The sequence below is a fragment of the Streptomyces sp. NPDC051214 genome (genome assembly GCF_040682375.1).
In the GTDB taxonomy this organism is placed as follows: domain Bacteria; phylum Actinomycetota; class Actinomycetes; order Streptomycetales; family Streptomycetaceae; genus Streptomyces.
Genome location: NZ_JBFBAT010000003.1, coordinates 221,992 through 244,551, shown reverse-complemented (window position 1 = coordinate 244,551; position 22,560 = coordinate 221,992). Strand labels below are relative to the sequence as shown.

General features: G+C 71.4%; 9 protein-coding genes. 1 reads left to right on the top strand and 8 read right to left on the bottom strand.

The window, feature by feature from the left end; genetic code table 11:
* Positions 1–23 precede the first annotated feature (23 nt).
* The 8 genes from AB0M70_RS09115 to AB0M70_RS09080 form a co-directional block, all read right to left on the bottom strand.
* A complete protein-coding gene (locus AB0M70_RS09115; RefSeq protein WP_365817989.1) occupies positions 24–4,685 on the bottom strand; it encodes an amino acid adenylation domain-containing protein in 4,662 nt (1,553 codons plus the stop codon).
* Positions 4,682–11,260 carry an amino acid adenylation domain-containing protein gene (locus AB0M70_RS09110; RefSeq protein WP_365817987.1) on the bottom strand — a complete coding sequence of 2,193 codons (6,579 nt, stop codon included), beginning with the start codon at positions 11,258–11,260 and terminating at the stop codon, positions 4,682–4,684. Before AB0M70_RS09110 ends, AB0M70_RS09115 begins: the two co-directional genes overlap by 4 nt.
* A gap of 24 nt (positions 11,261–11,284) precedes the next feature.
* Positions 11,285–13,231: an ABC transporter ATP-binding protein gene (locus tag AB0M70_RS09105; RefSeq protein ID WP_365817985.1), complete on the bottom strand. Its 1,947-nt coding sequence runs from the start codon at positions 13,229–13,231 to the stop codon at positions 11,285–11,287.
* 311 nt (positions 13,232–13,542) lie between these two features.
* Complete coding sequence (locus AB0M70_RS09100) at positions 13,543–14,478, bottom strand: ParB/RepB/Spo0J family partition protein (protein ID WP_365817983.1); 936 nt, start codon at positions 14,476–14,478, stop codon at positions 13,543–13,545.
* 434 nt (positions 14,479–14,912) lie between these two features.
* Positions 14,913–15,968: a 3-deoxy-7-phosphoheptulonate synthase gene (gene aroF / locus AB0M70_RS09095; protein ID WP_365817981.1), complete on the bottom strand. Its 1,056-nt coding sequence runs from the start codon at positions 15,966–15,968 to the stop codon at positions 14,913–14,915.
* A 107-nt stretch (positions 15,969–16,075) separates the two neighbouring features.
* Entirely contained in the window at positions 16,076–17,359 is a 1,284-nt protein-coding gene (locus AB0M70_RS09090; RefSeq protein WP_365817979.1) for a HAMP domain-containing sensor histidine kinase, read from the bottom strand.
* Positions 17,360–17,366: 7 nt separating this feature from the next.
* On the bottom strand, positions 17,367–18,020 hold the full coding sequence (locus AB0M70_RS09085; protein ID WP_365817977.1) for a response regulator transcription factor: 654 nt from the start codon (positions 18,018–18,020) through the stop codon (positions 17,367–17,369).
* A 346-nt stretch (positions 18,021–18,366) separates the two neighbouring features.
* Positions 18,367–21,276, bottom strand: a complete 2,910-nt coding sequence (locus tag AB0M70_RS09080) for an AAA family ATPase (RefSeq protein WP_365817975.1) — start codon at positions 21,274–21,276, stop codon at positions 18,367–18,369.
* A 477-nt stretch (positions 21,277–21,753) separates the two neighbouring features.
* On the opposite strand from AB0M70_RS09080, the gene AB0M70_RS09075 reads away from it, so the two are divergent.
* Positions 21,754–22,539 carry an SAM-dependent methyltransferase gene (locus tag AB0M70_RS09075; RefSeq protein WP_365817973.1) on the top strand — a complete coding sequence of 262 codons (786 nt, stop codon included), beginning with the start codon at positions 21,754–21,756 and terminating at the stop codon, positions 22,537–22,539.
* Positions 22,540–22,560 lie beyond the last annotated feature (21 nt).

Genomic DNA, 22,560 nt, shown 5'->3' with positions numbered 1-22,560 from the left:
GCATGCGGGCCGGGGCTTGGCGGCTACTCGATGTCGTCGGCGAAGTCGGCTTCGAGCTCGTCGACCTCATCCTGCGCGAGGTCGAGGAGCGGGAAGTCGGAGGCCGTGTGGCCACCCGAGCCGGGATCAGCCGTGTGGGCGGCCAGACCGCCGAGCACGTCGAGCCAGAGCTGACCGAGACGTTCCGCCGCCGCCTCGTCGAGGAGCGCGGCGGCCCAGCTCAGCGTGAGGGTCAGCCTGGGCCCCGAGATCGTGTCGACGATGAGCGCGCCCGCCTCGATGGTATGGGTGGCGGGCATGGCGGGATCGAGCGAGCCCCCGATCGAGGTGCCCGCCGTGTCGGAGGTGAAGCGGCCCAGGTAGTTGAAGCCGATCTGCGGGCGGGGCAAGGCCGCCAGAACCGGTGCGGTGGCCGGGTTGAGGTGCCGCAGCAGACCAAAGCCGAGCCCGTCACCCGGCACCGCTCGCGCCTGCTCCTTGACCCTCTTCAACAACACCCCGGCAGCCGCCCCACCAGCCACCACCTCATCCACATCGATGCCTTCCACGCCCAACCTGACCGGATACACACTCGTGAACCAGCCCACCGTCCGCGACAAATCCACCCCACCGTCGGACCGGCGACCATGCCCCTCCACATCCACCAACACACTCGAAGCCGCACCCGAACCCCCGCCCGGCCGCCAACGGGCCACCGCACCCGCCAACGCCGACAACAACACCTCATGCACACCACAGTGAAAGACCGCCGGCGTCCGCCCCACCAGGGCCGCCGCATCCTCAGCCCTCACCGTCCACGAACGACGACCCATCGACCCGGCAGTATCACGAGCGGGGTCCAACTCCCGCCCCCCGAAGGGCTGTTCAGAGGCGCCCATCAAGCCGGCCCACGCGTCAAGTTCCGCAACCCGCGCCTCACCACCCGCCTCCTCCACCATCAGACGCGACCAATGCCGGAACGACGTCCCCACCGCATCCAGCCGCGGCTCCCCACCCGCAGCCGCCGCCTCACACGCCACCCTCAGATCCGGCAGCAAGATCCGCCATGAAACCCCGTCCACCACCAAGTGATGCACCACAACAACGAGACGGCCGACGCGACCCGGCCCCGCGTCCACCCAAGCCACCTGAAGCATCACGCCCGCCGACGGGTCGAGGCGCTCCGTGGCCTCTTGTGCCGCCTCGTCCGCGATGTCGTCGAGGGTGCCTGCCACCGCGTAGGTCGCGTTGACACGGGTGATCAGCGCACCGGCATCCAGCGAGCCTTGCTCGTCGACGTGCAGCCGCGGCCCTGAATCGTCCGTGACCACCCTGGAGCGGAGTACGTCATGTGTGTCCACGACGGCCTTCAACGCCGCGGTCAGGACGCGTCGTTCGAGCCCCGACGGAGCACTGACGATCGCCCACTGGGCGAACCTCGGGCGTACGGCATGCTCACCGAGGTCTCGCATCACCGGCGTCCAGGGCACATCGCCCACGCCCACATCCGGCGATGACGGTGCCTCGCCCGTACGCAGGCACACGGCCGCGAGCCCGGCAGGTGTTTCGTGTTCGAAGACGTCCTGCGCCTTGAAGAGCAGGTCGGCGCGGCGGGCCCGCGCGGCAAGCTGCATCGACATGATCGAGTCGCCTCCCAGCTCGAAGAAGCTGTCCTCCACGCCGACCCGCTCCAGACCGAGCACCTCGGCGAACAAGCCGCACAGCGTCTCCTCCGCCTCGCTCTGCGGCTCGCGGCCCGAGACGCGTTCGGCGAAGTCGGGGGCAGGCAGGGCGGCGCGGTCGACCTTGCCGTTGCGGGTCACCGGCAGGGCGTCCAGGACAAGTACGACGGCGGGCACCATGTAGTCGGGCAGCGTCCGGGCGACGTCCTCGCGGAGAACCATGGGGTCGATGGCCGCCGTCCGCTCCGGTACGACGTAACCCACAAGCCGTCGCTCGCCTGGTCCGTCCTCACGGGCGACGACGACGGCCTGGGCGACGTCCGGTTGGGCGGCCAGGGCCGCCTCCACCTCACCCAACTCCACCCGGAAACCCCGTACTTTCACCTGCGCGTCCGCGCGCCCGACGAAGAGCAGCTCGCCGGACGAGGTCGCGCGCACCAGGTCGCCGGTGCGATACATCCGCTCACCGGGCACGTAAGGGCAGGCCACAAACCGCTCGGCGGTGGCGCCGAAGCTGTCCCAGTAGCCCTGCGCCAACCCGGCACCCGCCACGTACAGTTCGCCGGTCACCCCCGGCGGCAGCGGCTTGAGAAACGCGTCCAGCACGAACGCCTCACGCTGCGGCAGCGGGCGCCCGATCGGGAGCACGGAGCCCATCGCATCGCCCGGCTCCACCACCTGCCAGGTCGCGCACAGCGTCGTCTCCGTCGGCCCGTACATGTGCCGCACCCTCACATCCGGGCAGGCCTCACGCACGCGCGCCACCGATCCGGCCGGGACGACATCCCCACCGGTCAGCACCTCACGCAGCCCCGCGAAGGATTCCGGCGACTCCTCCGCGAGCACCCGGAACGAGCCCGCGGTCAGGTGCAGCGCCGTGACGCCATGGTTCACGTGCTCGCGGACTCGCTGAGCGTCGACGACGCCCGGTTCGGCGATCACCACGCGGCCGCCGGCCGCCAGGGGAACCCACAGTTCGAAGAGCGATACATCGAAGGCGTGCGGCGCGTGCATCAACACCGCGTCCGCCGGGCCGACTCCCCACTCCCGCTCCCCCACCAGCGACGCCACACTGCCGTGCGGCACCGCCACGCCCTTGGGCGCGCCGGTCGAACCCGACGTGTACATCACGTACGCCACGTCCCGCGCGTCCATCGGCGCGGCGAACTCCGTGTCCTCGACGGCCGCCAGCGCCGCGATGACCTGCGGGTCATCTGCCACCACCAGCCGCCCCGCAGCCGGAAGCACGTGGCGGCTGTCCGACGTGCACACCACCGCTGCCGGAGCCGCATCCGCCAGCACGTGGGCCACCCGCTCCGCGGGCGAGCTCACGTCCACCGGCACATAGGCGGCACCCGCCCGCCATACGCCCAGGAGTACGGCCACCAGGTCTGCGGACCGTTCCATCACCACCGCGACACGGTCACCCCGCCGCACACCCCGGGAGCTCAGATGCACTGCCCAGCGCCCCGCTCGATCCCACAACTCCGCGTAGGACAGTGCTCGTACGCCCCCAACCGCCACCGCACCCGGCGCTTGTGCCACCCGGTCCGCGATCAGCTGTGGCACCGACACTCCCGTCGTCGGGAGAGCCACCGAGGGAGGCGTCACAGGGACCTCCGCAGGGGCTCCGGGGCCCCGTACGGGCAGCGAGTTCGTCACGCCGATGCGGCCCACCTCCGCCGACGGGTCCGCCACCATGCGTTCCAGCACAACTGTCAGCAACCCACCCAGCGCGTCGCCCACCGCCTCGTCCACCAGGCCGGGTTGATACGTCACGTCCACCCGGAGGCGCTCACCGGGGGCGACACCGATCGACAGCGGGTAGTGGGTCGCCTGGCGTGAATCCACTGTGGTGAGGGTGATCGCGTCGGGGGTGGGGGCCTCTGTGGGCGGCCGAGGGTAGTTCTCGTACACGAGCAGGGTGTCGAAACCGGCGCCCGGACCGGCCAGTTGCTGGATCTCCGGAAGGCCCAGGTGCTGGTGGGCGAGGAGCGCGGACTGGCGTTCCTGCAGCTCGTGCAGCATGTCGAGCAGCGGCTGTGAGCCGTCGAGCCGCACCCGTACCGGCAGCGTGTTGATGAACAGGCCGATCATGGAATCCGCGCCCGGCAGCTCCGGGGGCCGTCCTGCCACCGTCGCGCCGAACACCACGTCCGTGCGTCCGGCGAGCCGGGCGAGGACCATCGCCCATGCGCCTTGCACCACGGTGTTCGTCGTCAGGCCGTGAGCGCGCGCCAGGGCGGCGAGCGCCTCGGTCGTCTTCGCGGTGAGGTGGGAGGAGCGTTTCTGCACAGGAGTGTCGCCGTGGGCCGGGTGCGTGGGGCCCACGACCAGCGTCGGTTCGTCCGCTCCGGCCAGCTCCGCTTTCCAGGCGGCGCGTGCGGCTTCCTTGTCCTGGCGGGAGAGCCAGGCCAGGTACTCGCGGTAGGACGTGACGGGCGTAAGGCCCGAGGCGTCGCCGCCGGCCGCGTAGATCTCGGCGAGTTCATCGAGCAGGACCGGGGCCGACCAGCCGTCCATCAGGATGTGGTGGCTCGTCATCACCAGGCGGTGCCTGCGCTCGCCCGTACGGATCAGGAGCAGACGCATCAGTGGTGCGGCGGCCGGATCGATGCGGCGGACGCGCTCGCGTTCGGCCAGGCGTTCCGTCTCTGCCCTCGCCGCGGCCTCGGGGAGGTCCGAGACGTCGGCCTCGCTCCACGGCAGGACGACCTCACGGGTGATGAGCTGTACGGCCTCGCCCGTCCTGCGCCGCTGGAAGCTCGCCCGCAGCGCCGCGTGCCGGGTCAGCAGCGCCTCCCAGGAGGCGCGGAAGCGGTCCGCGTCCAGCGGGCCGTCGACCGCCAGGATGTTCTGCACGGTGTAGACGTCGGGGCCCTGGCCATGGAAGTCGGCGTGGAACAGGAGCCCTTCCTGGAGGGGCGACAGGGGCCAGACCTCCGCCAGCGCGGAGCCCTTGGCCCGGGGCACCGACGGGCGGGCGGCGGGCGCGTGCCCCGTGGCGGGGGTGGGTGTCTTCACAGCGAATGCCCTCCTTCGAGCTCTGCTGCCATCGCTTCGAATTGCTCGACCTCGTCCTGGGCGAGTTCGACGAGGGGGAAGTCGGACGGGGTGTGGCCGCCCGCCGCCGGGTCGGTGGTGTGCGCGGCGAGGCCCGCGAGCAGGTCGAGCCAGAGCTCGCCGATGCGGTCCGCTGCCGTGTCGTCGAGCAGCGCGCCGTGCCAGCTCAGGGAGAGGGTCAGTTCGGGCCCCTCGGCGGTGTCGCGGACGGTGGCACCGGCCTCGAGGGTGTGCGTCGCGGGCATGGCATCGGCGGCCGAGCTTCCTATCGCCTCTTCGCCCGCAGGCTGCCAGGGCCCGACGGCATCCGTCCCGGCGGCCGCGGGAAAGCGGCCCATGTAGTTGAAGCCGACCTGCGCACTCGGCCGTGCGGCGAGCACCGGTCGCGTCCCGGGGTTCAGGTGGCGCAGCAGCCCGTATCCGAGGCCGTCACCCGGCACCGCGCGCGCCTGCTCCTTGACCGCCTTGAGGAGCGCACCGGCGGCCGGGCCACCGGGGGCAGCGCCCGCCGCGTCGACACCGGACAGGTCGATGTCGGACAGGTCGAGGCGGATGGGATGCACGCTGGTGAACCAGCCAACGGTGCGCAGCAGATCCGCGTCACCGACCGGCTTGCGCCCATGTCCCTCGACGTCGATCAGGAGCGTGCCGTCGGTGCCTCGCCGCGCTCGGACGACCGCTCCGGCCAGCGTGGCGAGGAGCACCTCGTGCACCCCGCAGTGAAAGAGCGCCGGTGTCGGTCCCGCGAGCGTCGCCGCCTGTCGGGGCGGCACTGTCCAGGTGCGGTGGCGCATGCCGGCCGCCGTGTCCCGTGCGGGGTCCAGGGGCCGTTCGCCGAGCAGTGGGTCCGGACGGTCGCCGAGGAGAGTCATCCAGTCGTCGAGTTCCGCTGTGCGGTGCCCGGCGTTCGCTTCTTCGACGAGGAGGCTGGACCAGCGCCTGAAGGACGTTCCCGTAGGGTCGAGGCGCGGCTTCTGCCCGGCGGCCGCCGCCTCGCAGGCGGCGCGCAGGTCTGGGGCCAGGATGCGCCACGAGACGCCGTCCACCGCCAAGTGGTGGATCACCAGGGCCAGTCGGCCGACGCGCTGCGGGCCCGCGTCCAGCCACACGGCCTGGACCATCACCCCCGCGAAGGGGTCAAGGCGCAGGACCGCGTCGCGCGCTGCCTGCCCCGCGAGCATGTCCAGGTCGCCGGCCGCCGCCTTCGTCGCGTCGATCCGGGTGATGAGATCGGCCGCGTCCACGGAGGAGCGCGGGCGGACCACCAGGCGTGGCCGCGCGTCGCCGTCGTGCAGGGCGTGGGCGCGCAGCATGTCGTGGGTGTCCAGTACGGCGTCCAGGCCTGCCGTCAGGGTTGCGGCGCCGAGGTTCGCGGGAGTCCCCATCACCACCCACTGGGTGAAGGCGCCGCCGAGGGCCCGCTCCCCCAGGGCCCGCAGCACGGGCGTCCAGGCCACTTCGCCCTCGCCCACGTCCGGTCCCGCGGCTCGCCCCGCATCGAGCCTGGCCACCCGGGCGAGGCCCTCCGGCGAGCCGTGCTCGAACACGTCCTGCGCGCTGAAGAAGGCGCCCGCCCCGCGGGCACGGCTCACCAGTTGCATCGAGCTGATCGAGTCCCCGCCGAGCCGGAAGAAGTTGTCGTCGGCGCCGACCCGCTCCAGGCCGAGCACCTCGGCAAACAGGGCGCACAGGATCTCCTCCGCGTCGCCTCGCGGCGCCCGGCCGACGGCGTGCTCGGCGAAGTCGGGGGCGGGCAGCGCGGGCACATCGATCTTGCCGTTCGGGGTGACCGGCAGCACGTCGAGGGCGAGCACGGCCGCGGGCACCATGTAGTCGGGCAGCGCCTTGGCCGCGTACTCGCGTACGGATGGACCGTCCACCTCCTGACCGTGGGTCCGGGAGCCGGCCCGGGAGCCGGCGCCCACCACATAGCCGACCAGGCGGCGTTCGCCCCGCCGGTCCTGCTTGAGGATCACCACGGCCCGGTCGACGGCGGGATGTCCGGTGAGCGCCGCCTCGATCTCGCCCAGTTCCACCCGGAAGCCGCGCACCTTCACCTGCGCGTCGGCCCGCCCGGTGTAGACGAGGTCACCGGTGCCGGTCCTGCGCACCAGGTCCCCGGTCCGGTACATGCGCTCGCCGCGGGCGAACGGGCTGGCCACGAAGCGCCGCGCCGTCAGCCTCGTCCTGCGCAGGTATCCGCGCGCCAGGCCGGCGCCCGCCACATACAGCTCGCCCACCGTGCCCGCGGGCACCGGCCGCAGGAACGCGTCGAGGACGTGGGCGGAGGTGTTGGCCACCGGGCGGCCGATCGACGGCTCGTCGTGCGCGCCCAGAGCGCGGCTCACAGTCGAGGCGACCGATGCCTCGGTGACCCCGTACTCGCTGTAGATCTCGCGGTTCGCCGACCACTTGGCGCGCAGTTCGTCGGAGGCGGGTTCGCCGCCGATGACCAGCACACGCAGCGCGGGCAGGTCGTCGGGCGGCAGTTGGGCCAGGAGGGTCGGGGTCATCGCGACATGCGTCACGCGCTGCGCGCGCATCAGGTGGACCAGTTCCTCGCCGGACGCGCGGCGCCGGGCGGGTGGCGCGAGGACCAGTCGGCCACCCGCGCACAGGACGGGCCAGATGTCCGACATGGAGACGTCGAAGCTCGGCGAGACGAGTTGGAGCACGGCGCTGTCCGCGCCGATCCGGTAGCGCTGGATGCGGTCGGCGACGAGGTTGCGCAGGCCCCGGTGGGGGACGATCGCGCCCTTCGGGACGCCGGTCGATCCGGATGTGTAGATCACGTAGGCCGCTTGGGAGGCGGTCAGAGGCATACGCCGCTGCGCGCCCTGTGTCGGCCCGTCCCCCTCCGCGGCAGGAGACCGGCCGGGCAACGGGTCGTCCAGGAGCACCAGTTGACCGGTGTAGTCGTCCGGCACCGCGGCGCGGCTCTCCCGCAGGCAGAGCAGGACCGGCGGTGCCACGTCGTCGATCAGCGTGCGCAGCCGCGCGGCGGGCAGGCCCGGATCCACGGGGACGTAGACGCCGCCCGCGGTGGACACCGCCAGAAGCGCGGTCACGAGTTCCGCCGAGCGTTCCGCCAGGACGGCCACCCGTGTCTCCGCACGCACGCCGATGAGCGTCAAGTGCCGTGCCAGGGCCTCGGATCGGGCTGCCAGTTCGCCGTAGGTCAGTGAACGCTCGCCGTCCACCATCGCCACCGCGGCGGGCGTGGCCGCGGCCTGCTCGGCGAAGAGTTCCGGTGCCGTCCCGACGGGGTCGAGCTGTGGTTCGGGTCCGGACGCTGATCGGAGATCGGGGCCGAGGGCGGGCTCGGGAAGGGTGTCGATCCGTCCCACCGGCGCCGCAGGGTTCGCCACCATCTGCCCGAGGACGTGGCGCAGCGAGGTGATCACGGCCTCGGCCCGGTCGCGTCCGACCGCATCCGGGCGGTGCACGAGAAGCCCCCGCAGCCGGGTGTCGGGGACCACGATCAGCGCCATCGGATAATGGCCCCTGTCCTCGGGCTCCCCGAGGGGCTTGATGGACAGGCCGGTGTCCGTACCGGTCCCGTCCAGCGGCGTCCGGGGAAGGTTCTCGAACACCACGAGCGTGTCGAAGTCCGCGCCGGGGCCGACCAGTTGACGGATCTCCCGCAGTCCCAGGTGCTGCCACGCCATCAGCGAGATCTGTCGCTCCCGCAGGTCCGCGAGCATCCCGGCGACCGACTGGTCCGCCGCCAGGCTGACGCGTACGGGCACGGTGTTGAGGAACAGGCCGACCGCCGACTCGACCCCCGGCAGCTCCGCGGTCCGGCCCGCCACCGGAGTGCCGAACACGACGTCGGTGCGCCCCACGAGCCGGGCCAGGAGCAGCGCCCAGGCGCCCTGCACCACGGTGTTGACGGTCACCCCTTGGGAGCGGGCCAGTTTCGTCACCCCGCGGGTGAGTTCCTCGGTCAGCTCGAACGGCACCGGTTCCGGCACGACCTGCGCCCCGCCCGGCTGCTCGGGCACCAGCAGCGTCGGCTCGTCCGTCCCGGCGAACGCGGCGCGCCAGGCCGCACCGGCCGCTTCCTTGTCCTGCCGGTCGAGCCAGGACAGGTAGGCGTCGTACGGCGTCGTGGCGGGCAGCGTCCGGCCGTCACCGCCTGCCGCGTACACCTGGGACAGCTCCGTGAAGAGGACATCGGTGGACCAGCCGTCGACCAGCGAGTGGTGGACGGTGACGATCTGGCGATGCCGGCCGGTGCCCAGACGTACGAGCAGCAGCCGCAGCAAGGGAGCCGCCCGGAGGTCGAACTTCTCGGTCCGTTCCCTCTGGGCGAGGCGTGCCACCTCCGCGGGCACGTCGCCCTCCGGCAGCTTCGAGAGATCGGCCTCGCGCCAGGGCAACTCGGCAGCGCGCGCGATGACTTGCACCGTCTTGCCGGAGTCGCGCTGGTGGAAGCTCGCGCGCAGGACGGCGTGGCGGGCGAGCAGCGTCCGCCACGACGTACGCAGCCGGTCCACGTCGAGGGGGCCGTCCAGGGCCAGCGTCCGCTGGCTCGCGTACACGTCCGGTCCGCCGTCGGCGAAGGTCGCGTGGAAGAGCATCCCTTCCTGCAACGGCGACAGCGGCCATACGTCGACCATGCCGGGCACCGCGGCCCGCAGGCGGCCGGCCTCGGCCTGCGTGAGGTCGTCCACGAGTGAGCCGGCGAAGCGCTCGCCTGGCGTCGGCTCGTGCGGCGCGTGCGGCGCGTGCGGCTCCTGCGGTCCCTTTGGCTCCCCGAACCGGGCGGCCGCGGCCAGTGCCGAAGGTGTCGCGTGCTCGAAGACTTCCTCCGCCTTGAAGAACAGGTGGGCGCGGCGGGCCCGTGCGGCCAGTTGCATCGACATGATCGAGTCGCCGCCCAGCTCGAAGAAGCTGTCGTCCGTGCCGACCCGTTCCAGGCCGAGCAGTTCGGCCATCAGGTCGCACAGGAGCGCTTCGGCCTCGGTGCGCGGCGTGCGCCTGGTGACCTTCGCCGCGAAGTCGGGCGCGGGCAGGGCGGCGCGGTCGACCTTGCCGTTGCGGGTCATGGGGAGGGTGTCCAGGGTGAGCACGGCGGCCGGGACCATGTACTCGGGCAGCGTGTCCGCGAGGTGGGCGCGTACGGCCCGGGGGTCCAGGACGTCCGGGCTCTCGGCCACGACGTGACCGACCAGGCGGCGCTCGCCGTGGTGGTCCTCGCGGGCGACGACGACAGCCTGCGCGACGGCGGGGTGAGCGGCCAGGGCTGCCTCCACCTCGCCCAACTCCACCCGGAAGCCCCGGATCTTCACCTGTGCGTCCGCCCGCCCGACGAACAGAAGCTCGCCGGAAGCGGTCTCGCGCACCAGGTCACCGGTGCGGTACATCCGCTCGCCCGACGACGCGTACGGGCAGGCCACGAAACGCTCGGCGGTCTGTCCTGCCCGGTTCCAGTAGCCCTGCGCCAGGCTCGATCCCGCCACGTACAGCTCCCCGGCGGCGCCGGTCGGCACCGGCCGGAGATCCTCGTCCAGGACGTAGGCCCGGCGGTGGGGCAGCGGGCGCCCGATCGGGAGCACGCGTCCCGCCGGCTCGCCCGGCCGCAGCACATGCCAGGTCGCGCACAGGGTCGTCTCGGTCGGCCCGTACAGATGGCGGACCCTCACGTCCGGGCAGGCCTCGCGCACACGGGCCACGGACCCGGGCGGCACCACGTCCCCGCCGGTGAGCACCTCCCGAAGGCCGGTGAAACAGTCCGGAGTCTCCTCGGCCATGACGCGGAACGAACCGGCTGTCACGTGCAGCGCGGTCACTCCGCTCCGCACGTGCTCGCGCACCCGGCGGCCGTCCACCACGCCCGGCCCCGCGATCACCACGCGGCCACCGGCGGCGAGCGGCACCCACACCTCGAACAGCGTGACGTCGAAGGAGTGCGGGGCGTGCATGAGGACCGCGTCCTGCGGGCCGACCGCCCAGCCGTCCTCCCCCGGCGAACCCGTCGGACCCGTCGAACCCGTCGGACCCACCAGAGCCGCCACGCTCGCGTGCGGTACCGCCACGCCCTTGGGCGTTCCGGTCGAGCCCGACGTGTACATCACGTACGCCACGTCCTGCCCGGTCAGCGGGGCACGGACGACGTCCCGGGCGTCCTGGGCGCGGACCGCCGCCCGCACCGCCGGGTCGTCGACCACCCGCACGTCGATGCTCCCGGGCAGCACGCTGCGGCTCTTCGCCGTGCACAGCACCATCGCGGCAGCGGCGTCCTCGATGACGAAGGCGACGCGCCCTGCCGGGGAGCCCGCGTCGACGGGGACGTAGGCGGCGCCCGCACGCCACACCCCCAGGAGCAGCGCCACCAAGTCCGGTGACCGCTCCATCACCACCGCGACACGGTCACCGCGGCCGACACCCAGCGCGGTCAGGTACGCCGCCCACTGCCCCGACTCCGCCCACAACTCCCCGTACGAGAGCGTCCGTTCGCCCTCGATCGCCACCGCGGCGGGCGACGACTCCACCCGCGCGGCGATCAGCTCCGCCACCACCGACGACTCCACCACGTTCCCCCTTCAGGCAGGCGCTCAGCGCTCGTCCGGGTCGGCGCCGAGGCGCAGGATGTGCTCGGCGCCCACCGCGGGCGGCGGGCCGCCCGAACCGAGCACGGGTCCGCTCCCGCCGAGGACAGGGCCGCCGCCAAGGACCGGGCCGTGCAGCACCCGCTCCTTGTGGGCGTCAGGAGCCGTTCCGTTGGTGCCGGGGCGGTTGAACTGCGTGTGGTAGAGCTCGGAGTAGAGCCCTCCTGCCGCGAGGAGTTCGTCGTGCGTGCCGCTCTCGCGGACCTCGCCCTCGTCGATGACCAGGATCTGGTCCGCCTCGCGGATGGTGGACAGGCGGTGGGCGATCACCAGGGATGTCCTGTCGCGCAACGCGGTGGTCAGGGCCTGCTGGATGGCCGCCTCGGACTCGGAGTCCAGGTGGGCGGTGGCCTCGTCGAGCACCACGACGGAGGGCGCCTTCAGGAGCAGCCTGGCCAGGGCGAGGCGTTGTTTCTCGCCGCCGGAGAGCCGGTAACCGCGGTCGCCGACCACGGTGTCGAGGCCGCTGGGCAGGGAGCGGATCAGGTCGCCGATCTGGGCCGCGTCGCAGGCTCGCAGCAGGTCGCGCTGGGTGGCGTCGGGACGTGCGTAGGACAGGTTCACGCGGATCGTGTCGTGGTAGAAGTGCGCGTCCTGGCTGACCACTCCGACGACGTCACGCAGCGAGTCGAGGCTGACGTCGCGCAGGTCGTGGCCGTCGACGCGGACACTTCCCGACGTCGGGTCGTAGAGCCGGGACACCAGATGGGTGGTGGTGGTCTTGCCGCCGCCCGACGGGCCGACGAGGGCCGTGAGTTTGCCCGCGGGCACCCGGAAGGTCATCCCGTGGAGGACCTCCGCGGTCTCCTTGGCCCGCTCGGCCGCCGACAGGGCGTTGGATTCGAGCGAGGCCAGGGAGACGTCGCTGGCGCGTGGGTAGCGGAAGGACACCTGGTCGAACTCGATCTCCGGTGCGGGGCCGCTGCCCGGCGCGGGAAGGGCGACCGGGTCCGGCTTCTCCTCGATGAGGGGCTTGAGGTCGAGCACCTCGAAGATCCGGTCGAAGCTGATCATCGCGGTCAGCGCGTTGGACTGCAGGGCGGACAGCTGCGTGATGGGCCCGTAGAGCCGGCCGAGGAGCGCGGCCAGGGCGACCAGCGTGCCGATGCGGAACACGTCGTCGAGCACAAGACGGCCGCCGACGCCGTAGACGAGGGCGGTCGCCAGTGACGCGATCAGCGCCATGAAGATGAAGGAGAGCCTGCTGTAGACGGTCCAGACGACTCCGACCTGGCGCACCTCGCCCGCCCGGTCCTCGAACGCGGCCGCTTCCTCGCGGGGGCGCCCGAAGAGCTTGGCGAGCATCGCCCCGCCCACGTTGAAGCGCTCGTTGATGATGCCGCCCAGCTCGCCGTTGGCCTGCATCTGGGCCCTGGAGTAGTGCTGCAGGCGCCGGCCGACGTAGATGCCGGGGACGATGAACAGCGGCAGCATGGCGACGGCAATCAGGCTGATGAGCCAGGACAGGTAGAACATCTCGGTGAGGACCAGAAGGACGGTCAGCACGCTGGTCGCGGAGACCAGCATCGTGGTGAGGGCCTGCTGGGCGAGCATGACGTCGCCGTTGAGTCGGCTGGCCAGGAGCCCCGTCTGGGTCCGCGTGAAGAACGCCATCGGCTGCCGCTGCACGTGCTTGAAGGCCTCGACCCGCAGGTCGTGGCTGATGCCCTGTCCGATGCGCCCGGAGAAATAGCTCTGCACGAGTTGTGCCACCGCGTCCACGACGGCGAGTCCCGCCACGACGAGGGCGACGGCGACAATGACCGACGAGTCGTCCTTGAGTATTCCGTCGTCGATGATCTTTTTGAGCAGCAAGGGCGTCGACACGACGATGACGGAATCCACCACGGTGGTCACGAGGAGAAAAGCGAACGCGATTTTGTGCGGCTTCATGTAGGACATTGCCCGGCGTACTGATCCCGGCCGGAGCGGCTGCTTCTGGGCCCCTGATTGCGGCCCTCCGACGGTAGGTCCACCAGGTCCTTGGGTGATCAACACGCGAGGGAATCCTCCTGCTTCGGCGTTACGGAATTAAGTCCGCTGATGTGGCACGCAATTCACTCACCCGCAGGACGATACCTTTTGGGATTCCTGCCATCCAGGTCCGCAATTGGGCAGCGAATTGGGCGCGTTGCTTTTTGCGGCACGAGGTCGGCGTCCAACCGGGCAATCCGCTCAGTTGGACGCCAGGGCCACCGGCCGTCCTACGCGGTCTCGGCGACCTTGCGCTGGACGCGCACCGCGACCTCCGCCCACATCTCCGCGCACTCGTTGGCCAGATGGGCCACGATGCGGCCGCAGTGGGGCGGGGTCCTGTCGATGATCTCGTCCCACTCCGCCGCGCTGATCGTGTGGATGTTGAGCAGCCGCAGCAAGATGCGGCCGGTCTCACTGAAGCGCAGCGCGGGGTCCGCGTTGAGGCGCTTGAGGACCGCGGTGCGGTCCTGAGCCGCGTCGCGGTCGGGCACGGCGGTGGGCCCCTGGCCGCTGACGGGGGCGCTCGTGAGGCCGTCGCCACCCCCGCGTTTCCCGCGTCGCGGCAGCGGGTCCTCGCCCCGCATCATCCGGTTGCGTACGTCGCGGACCGTCTCCGGGGAGATGGACGCGACGCGTGCGATCTGCCGCAGGGACAACTGGGGGTTCTCGGCGATGAGTTCGCTGGCCACCCTGCGTCCCTCGGTCCCGTCGACCGGGCGCACCCGGCCGTCGTGGCCGATCCTGCTCGCTTCACCGGCCCGGTCGGCCGGGTCCCGTCTGCGGATCTCCGCCACGGTCCCCGGCGCGATGCCGCTGACGGAGGCGATCATCCGGTCCGACCACTGCGGGTGCGAGGCGATGATGCGCCCCGCGGCACGCTTCCGGTCCGCCGTGGTCAGCGGCAGACCGTGCGTGACGTTGGACTCGACGGCCAGCACGAAGGCGTCGGCCGTGTCCCCTTCGAAGAACCGCACCGCGATCTTGCGTTGTCCCCGCAGCTCGGCGGCGCGCACCCGGTGCAGTCCGTCGATGACGCGCATGGTCGAACGGTGCACGGTGATGGGCGGCAGCGGGCTCTGCACCACTGCGAGCGCCTCCACGTGTTCCTGGTCCATTCCGGAGGTTCGCGGTGAGTCGGCCGTCGACAGTGTGTTGATCTCCACTTCGACGACCATGAGTTGGTCGATCTGCGCATGCCCAGGTATTGCCAACTGAAATCCCCCTAGTGATCTGATGTCTCCCGTGCTCGCTCGACCACCCGCTGGTCAGGAGCGGCGCAGTTTCCGGGAGAGATCGACCATGAAGTGAAAGGTGTGGCGCGCAAAGAAGACTGGTTCGCCCGGTGTCCGGGCGATGAACGAGGTGCGCGGAATTACGTCACCGCCATGCGGTGACGAGCCCGAGCCGCACATCTCTCGTCGAATCGCGGAACTGCACCCGCACTTGGCGCCACTTCCCCTCCGCCGGGATTCCGTTCCGTTCCTGACAGAGGAGCGGAATCCCGCTGGCCGAACCACGTTCACCCTAACAACGCGCTTATGGGCCGGGTACCCCTCACTAGCAGAATTGATCTAGGGCGGGAAACCCCTATTCACCCCTATCGGGCACCAGAACCCACCCCGGCCCGCGCCGGCGGCCGTGTGAGGGTGCGGCCCATCAGCGGCGACAGGACCGCGGCGATGTTCGCGAGCTCGCCGATCTCGGCCCGGGTGACGGCCTGGTTGCCGTCGCAGAGCGCCGTCCTGGGGTCGGGATGCACGTCGATCATGACGCCGTCGGCGCCGACGGCGATGGCGGCGCGGGTGAGGGGGGCGACGAGGTCGCGGCGGCCTCCCGAGTGCGAGGGGTCCACGATCACCGGCAGGTGGGAGAGACGCTGGACGACGGGCACCGCGCTGATGTCCAGGGTGTTGCGGGTGGCCGTCTCGAAGGTACGGATGCCGCGTTCGCACAGCACGATGTCCAGGTTGCCGCGCTGCGCGATGTACTCCGCGGCCATCAGCCACTCCTCGACCGTGGCTCCGAAGCCGCGCTTGAGGAGAACGGGCCGGCCGGCCGCGCCGACCGCCTGGAGGAGCGCGAAGTTGTGCATGTTGCGGGTGCCGATCTGCAGCATGTCCGCGTAGGGGGCGACCAGTTCGACGCTGGCCGGGTCGATGACCTCGGTGACCACCGGCAGTCCGGTCTCGTCCCTGACGTCGGCGAGTATCCGCAGCCCCTCCTCGCCGAGCCCCTGGTAGGCGTACGGGGAGGTGCGCGGTTTGAAGGCACCGCCGCGCAGCAGCGCGGCGCCGGCCGCCTTGGCCAGGCGCGCGGCGGCCAGGGTCTGTGCGGGGCTCTCCACCGCGCACGGGCCCGCGATCACCGTGAGGGTGTCCGGTCCGATGGGCACGCCGCCCACCCTGATCACGGACCGGTCGGGGTGGTGCTCGCGGCTGACCAGCTTGTACGGCACTGAGATCCGTACGACGTCGAGGACGCCCCGCCGGTCGGACAGGTTGAGGGCGTCGAACGCCTCCACGTCTCCCACCAGGCCGACGATGGTGCGGGTCACGCCGCGGCTGACGAACGCGTCACCGCCCGCCGCCCTCACCAGTTCGACGACCGTGTCCACGTCCTGCTGTGTGGCCCCGGGGGCCATCACGACGACCATTGGGTTTCCTCCCGTTGCTGGGGACGGCTTCGCCATGTCCGGCGGCTCATGCGGACGGGGGGATCCAGCAGGCGCCGCAACAACGGTAGGAGCTCACGGCCCGCCCCTCAACGGATGGCCGGGGCATCGTCCAACTGCGCAGGATCCGGGGCGGGTCGGGGGGCTTTCGACCGGGGCGGGAAGGAGACCTCCACGACGAGGCCGCCCCCGGGGCGGGCGTGCGCGGTGATCACGGCATCGTGGGCGACGGCGATGGCGCGGACGATGGAGAGGCCGAGCCCGTGATGGCCGTCGCCGGCGGTGCGCCCGAGACGCTGGAACGGTTCGAAGAGCTGCTCCACCTGCTGGGGCGGCACCTCGGGTCCGGTGTTGGCCACGGCGACGACGGCCCGCCCGGCGTCGGTGCGGGTGATGACCTCCACGTGGCCGCCGGGGGTGTTGTAGTCGGTGGCGTTGTCGATGAGGTTGGCCACCAGGCGTTGGACGAGCGCGGAGTCGCCCCAGGCGTCGGCGGGCCCGATCGTGGTCTCGACGCGCAGCTCCCGCCGCCCCGTCTCCGTGCGCGAGGACTCCACGGCCTCCTCGGCGATGACCGCGAGGTCGAGCGGCTCGCGATGGTCCAGGCCCCGCTCGCTGCTGGAGAGGGTGAGCAGCGATTCGAGGAGCCGGGCCTGCTGCTTGCTGATCTCCAGGAGCCGCTCGAAGTTGGAGCGGAACGACTCACGGGTGGCGTCGCGGTCGATGAGGGACTCCTCCAGGAGCGCGTGCTCCAGGGTGAGCGGGGTGCGCAGTTCGTGCGCCGCGTTGGCGACGAAACGTTTGTGGGAGTCGAGGGCCGTCTCCAGGCGGCCGAGCAGGCCGTCGACGGTGTCGGCCAGGTCCTTCAGTTCGTCGGCGGGCCCGACCACGGCGAGACGCTCGTGCATGTTGCGGGCCGAGATGCGCTGGATGGAGCCCGTCATGGTGCGCAGCGGGCGCAGGACGCGCCCGGCGACCACCCAGCCGAGGCCGATCGCGATCACGGCCATGATGGCCAGCGCGATGCCCGACTGGACCAGCAGGTGGTCCATCTCGATCTCGTGCTGCCGGATCGCCTGGGCGCGCAACTGCTGGGTGATGTCGTTGAGCTGGACGGAGGAGTTGGACTCGGGGTAGCCGAGGTAGAGGCGGCCGTCGGCGCCCGGTTCGAGGACGGGCTCGCCGCCCCGGTTCTTGACGAGGACGAGGTTCGTCGGTGAGCGGGCCACGAGCAGATTGGTGATGGCGAGCAGGACCACGCCCGAGGCGACGAACAGCACTCCGTACAGGAGCGTCAGGCGGACGCGTACCCGGCGCGGCAGCAGTCGGCGGGTGAGTCCCGGTGCCAGGGCGAAGGGCGTGAGCAGGCGCATGGGCATCTCAAATCCGGTAGCCGCCACGGGGAACGGTCTCGATCACGGGCGGGTCGCCGAGCTTCGGGCGCAGACGGTTGATCGTGGCCTTGACCGTCGTGGTGAACGGATCGGCCGCCTCGTCCCACACCCGTTCCAGGAGTTCTTCGGCCGACACCACGCGGCCCTGGGCGGCGAGCAGGTACTCGAGTACCGCGAATTCCTTGGGAGTCAGCGCAAGCCGCACTCCGTCGCGGGAGGCGATCCGCTGCGCCGGGTCCAGCCGCAGGTCCCCCTGGACGAGGACCGGCGGCAGCGCGGGTTGCGAGCGCCGGGCGAGCGCCCGGATGCGGGCGACCAGTTCGGCGTACGCGAAGGGCTTGGGGAGGTAGTCGTCCGCGCCGAGGCTGAACCCCTCCACCCGGTGGGCGATCGTGCCTGACGCGGTGAGCATCAGCACCCGGGCGTGCATCGGCTGGGCGGCCAGCGCGATGCAGACCTGGTCCCCGTGGACTCCGGGGAGGTCCCGGTCGAGCACGACCACGTCGTACTCGACGACCGTGGTGCGTTCCAGCGCGTCCGAGCCGTCGTAGACGACGTCGACCGCCATGCCCTCGCGGCGGAGCACGCGCGCCACCGAATGTGCCAACTCGGCGTGGTCCTCGACCACCAGTACCCTCATCGCCCACCCCTCGCAGGGCGCGTCACGAACGGAGGGGAGGGAGCGCGGGCCGGGCCGCGGCAGAGGCTGATCATGCGGCACCACGTTGCCCGATCCCACGTCACGCACCGGTCACAGCTCCGGCGACGACCCCCCGTCGACGCGCTTTCGTGTCCGACCTGCTGCTGCCGAAAAGCGTACCGCCGCGGTGGCGGATCCTTGGGGTCACAGCTTCACGGACCGCAGTGTGACCGGCCGCCGCGTAGAAACGGAAAGCGCATGAAGCGCATGCGGAGCACAGGGTCCGGGAGAGGAGATGCAGGCCGTGGTCATTAGCCCGCGCGACGACCTGCACCTCTGGCACCGTCTACACCACGCGCAGACGGCTGCGGGCCCCGCTGTCGTCCTGGCCCTCCCGGCGCCCTTCCCGCCTTCCCTCCCGCCTGCCGGGGCCCGCGACCGGTACGGGAACGGGGCTGAGTTTCGCCGCCAGGTCGGCCCGGCGCTGGACGGCGAGCTTGCGGTAGGCGCGCGTCAGGTGCTGCTCGACGGTGCTGATCGTGATGAACAGCTTGTCGGCGATCTGCCGGTTGGTGTGGCCGCGGGCCGCGAGCGTCGCCACGCGCAGCTCCGCGTCGCTGAGGTCGTCGGCCTTGCGGCGGGCGCCGGACGGCCACGGCTGATCGGCGGGGAGCGATCCCGTGGTGTCGGCCACCGGCAGCACCCTGGGCACGGGCACCCCGCACTCCCGTCCCAGTTGCTGCGCCTTGCGGGCCAGGGACCGTGCCTGGCCACTGTTGCCGAGCTCGCGGTGGGCGCGGGCCAGTTCGTCCGTCGCGCGGGCCAGCTCCACGCGGTGGCCGCGTTCCCGCAGGATCTCGATGGCCTCACCCAGGAGCACGAGGCGGCGTCCGGGACGGAGCGCGCTCGCGAGGACCCGCAGCGAGACGCCGCGCGTCCAGGCGTGCCCCGCGCTCGTGCCGTCGACGAGGGCCAGTTGCTCCTGGGCGAGCGTCCTTGCCCGTTCGTCGTCACCGAGCAGCAGATGGGCCTCGGCCGCGTCCGTACGCCACGGAACGAGGGCGGGCAGATCGAACCCCCACCGGGTCATGAGGTCGCCGCACGTGTGGAAGTCGTCGAGCGCGGCGTAGGGGCGCCCGGCGGCGAGGTAGTAGTGGCCGCGCGCCCGGAGGTAGAGCAGTCCGTCGGGGGTGTGGAACGCCGGCTCCGGTACCGGGACTGCGAGCCCGGCCGCCGCCTCGTCGAGACGGCCCATTGCGGTCTTGGCGTACACCGAGGTGGCGAGCGGCGAGGCGACCGCGACACCCCAGCCCTCGGGCGGGACCATCGTGAGGGCCGAGTGCGCCGACTCCTGCGCGGCGGCGAGCGCGCCGAGCCTGAGCTCGACGCGTGCCTTGGTCGCGGTGAGCAGGGCCTGCCACATGGGCGCGTGCCGTTCGGCGGCTTCCGCGCACAGGGTCTCGCACCAGAGGGCCGCGGTGTCCAGCCGGTCGGCGAGGACGAGGGAGTTGAGGGCGACGACGAGCGCGGTCAGCGTGTTGTCGTCCAGGCGTGTGCTCTGCAGGATCTGCTCCGCCCGGACCACGACGTCGTCGCCCGCCCCGTCGAGCACCGCTCTCATCAGGGTGGCCGCACGCTGATGGGGACTGCGCGCGGGCGTTCGCGCGCTCCGCTCGGCGTCGCCGTGCCGTGCACGGGCGCGTGCGGAGCCGGGGAGCCCCGGATATTCGTACGCCATCCAGGACCGGACGCAGTCGATCGGACGCGCGGCCTCCACGGCCGGCTGCCCGCAGGCCTCGGTGCCCGTGCCGTCCCGCTCGGCGGCGTCGAGTATTTCAAGGGCCGGGCCGGTCTGACCGAACCAGAGCAGGTGGCCGACGAGTTCGGCGGTCTGCCGGTCGCCGAGTCCGCCGTCGAGCGCGTCGGCGGTGAGCTCCGCCAGGTGCCGGGCGACGCTGGCCGGGTTGAGCCGCCAGCCGGCCCGGGTCAGAGCCTCCCTGATCGCCGTGGCCCGGCGGGGGTCGGTGCAGGTGTCGCGGGCGGCGCGCAGGCAGGTGAGGGCCAGTTCGGCCTCGTCGTCGGCGAGCGCCCGCTCGGCGGCCTCCAGGAGCGTGCCGAGCGCCCACGGGGCGTCGATGGGTTCGGCCGCGATCAGATGCTGGACCACCACGGTCGCCGCTTCGCCGTGCTCGTGCAGCACTTGGGCGACGCGGGCCTCGAGGCGGGCGCGATGTGCGGGCTCCATGCTCCGCAGGACCGCGGCCCTGCCCGCTTCGTGGCGGAACCAGCCGGAGTCGAGCAGCCCCGCGTCGTTCAGGGCGCGCAGGCTGCGGTGGACCGACTCCCGGCTGGTTCCCAGGACTTCCACCAGCTCGGCGAGCGGCACGTCCTGGCCGACCACGGCCAGCGCCCACGCGGTGTGCCGCGTCGACACGTCGCTGCGGTACAGGCCCGTGGCGACGGCCTGGGCGAAGGCTTCGCCCGGCACCAGATCCGCGGAGTCGAACCCGCCGTCCTGCGACGCACGGTGGTCCTCGATCAACGCCCGGGTCAGGAGGGGGTTCCCGCCGCCCACTCGGTGGAGCTGGGAGACGAGCCGGCGCGTCCCCCACCCCTCGCCACCGAAACCGAAGATCATCTCGGCCACTCCGTGCCGCTCGAGCGGTCCGAGCCTGATATTGCGGCAGCCCGGCAGGCGCAGCAAATCAACGTGTAATCGCGGATTACCGGCCAGAAATCCGCTGTTCTCGCCCAGGACCACCAGAATGCGGCTGGCGTCGAGCCGGCGCGCCAGGTACAGGACGCATTCCAGGGAGTGACCGTCGGCGTGGTGCACGTCGTCGATGCTGAGAACCACCGGCCTTTCCCTGGCCTGTTCCAGGACAATCCCGCAGAGCTTGGGAACCTCATTCATCACGACGGCGGGCAGCACCCCCTCGGCCCGCCGAATCTGCGCGGCCACCGCCATCAGGTCCACAAGGCGGGCCGCCCGCTTGGCGTCGGCCCCCGGCAGATCCGCGCCGAGCAGCAACTGCCCCATCACGCCGAGCGGCAGATCACTCTCCGCCTCCGACGCCGTGGCCTGCAGAAACAATGCCCCGGCGACGGTTGCCCGTTCCCCGAAAGCCTGCAGCAGGGCGGTTTTCCCGCTGGCCACCGCGCCGCTCACCAATAGCACTCCGCCATGCCCCGCCAAAGAGGCGTTGAGCATGCCGTCCATGATCGTGAATTCTTCCCTACGGTCCACCAAGTTCATGAGCCGACTTCTCCCCCGCGCCTGACGGCTGATCCTAGAGCGGCCGGACGGTCAGCCGGATCGCACCTTTCGACTTGCCCGGCCACTTGCTTGAATACTCTGCCATATCTGAAAATCAACCACCAGCGTCATTTGACTCAATGATGTCGAATAACCGTCGCGAACGCGCCACTTGACCGAAGACCGGACTTCCCAGTTCCATATCTCCGGGAAACGCGCACGATATTGCCGATGATGCGGAAACCAATGGAATTTCGGAAGGTTCTTCCGGGTCCCCGCAAAGAGGCGGCAGAGGCGGCAGCGAACACCCGTGACAGCTGAACCGACGGGACGAATGGCGCGAACGGCACGGCTCGGCCGCGCGGGGTGTGACTGATTCATCGCCCTCACGCGCCCGACCCCAACACCCCATGCTCAAGGTGATGTTGCTGTGGCAGACTCGGGCGATCCAAGCGTCTCGCAGCAACGGAGTACGTCATGACCGCAGGTGCGCCCAAGCCGACGATCGACACCAGCAAGCCGCATCCCGCGCGTGTCTACGACTGGTTGCTCGGCGGCAAGGACAACTACCCCGTCGACGAGGCCGTGGGCGAGAAGCTGCCGCCCGAGGCGAAGGACGCCGCGCGGCAGAACCGCGCGTTCATGAACCGTGCGACCGCCTGGCTCGCCGCCGAGGGCGTGGACCAGTTCCTGGACATCGGCACCGGTATCCCCACCGCGCCGAACCTGCACCAGATCGTCCAGAGGGCGGTGCCCTCGGCCCGGGTCGTCTACACCGACAACGACCCCATCGTGCTGGCCCATGCGGAAGCCCTGCTGGTCAGCAGCCCCGAGGGGATGACCGACTACATCCAGGCGGACGTCCGCGAACCGCTGGAGATCCTCGGACACGCCCGCGGGCTCCTCGACTTCGACCGTCCGATCGCCCTCTCCCTGATCGCGCTCATGCATTTCCTGCCCGACGACCAGGACCCGTACGGCATCGTGCGCACGCTGGTGGACGCCCTGCCCTCGGGCAGCCACCTGGTGCTCTCGCACGCCTCGTCGGACATCTTCCCGGAGCTGGCCGCGCAGGTCACCGCCGAGTACGCGAAGGGCGGCATCAAGCTCGGCTTCCGCGACCGGGCCGAGGTGGCCCGCTTCTTCGACGGTCTCGACCTCGTCGACCCCGGCCTGGTGACGGCCACGGAGTGGTTCAGGGGTGACGCACGCCCCGAGGCCGAGGACAGCGGAATCTACGCGGCGGTGGCACGCGTCCGCTGACCGCCGGGACGGGCCCCAGGG

Bases quoted from the DNA above. Each gene is read 5' to 3' on its own strand.
- AB0M70_RS09080 (WP_365817975.1), bottom strand. From the start codon at position 21,276: ATGAACTTGGTGGACCGTAGGGAAGAATTCACGATCATGGACGGCATG.
- aroF (WP_365817981.1), bottom strand. From the start codon at position 15,968: ATGGTCGTCGTGATGGCCCCCGGGGCCACACAGCAGGACGTGGACACG.
- AB0M70_RS09075 (WP_365817973.1), top strand. From the start codon at position 21,754: ATGACCGCAGGTGCGCCCAAGCCGACGATCGACACCAGCAAGCCGCAT.
- AB0M70_RS09085 (WP_365817977.1), bottom strand. From the start codon at position 18,020: ATGAGGGTACTGGTGGTCGAGGACCACGCCGAGTTGGCACATTCGGTG.
- AB0M70_RS09105 (WP_365817985.1), bottom strand. From the start codon at position 13,231: ATGAAGCCGCACAAAATCGCGTTCGCTTTTCTCCTCGTGACCACCGTG.
- AB0M70_RS09090 (WP_365817979.1), bottom strand. From the start codon at position 17,359: ATGCGCCTGCTCACGCCCTTCGCCCTGGCACCGGGACTCACCCGCCGA.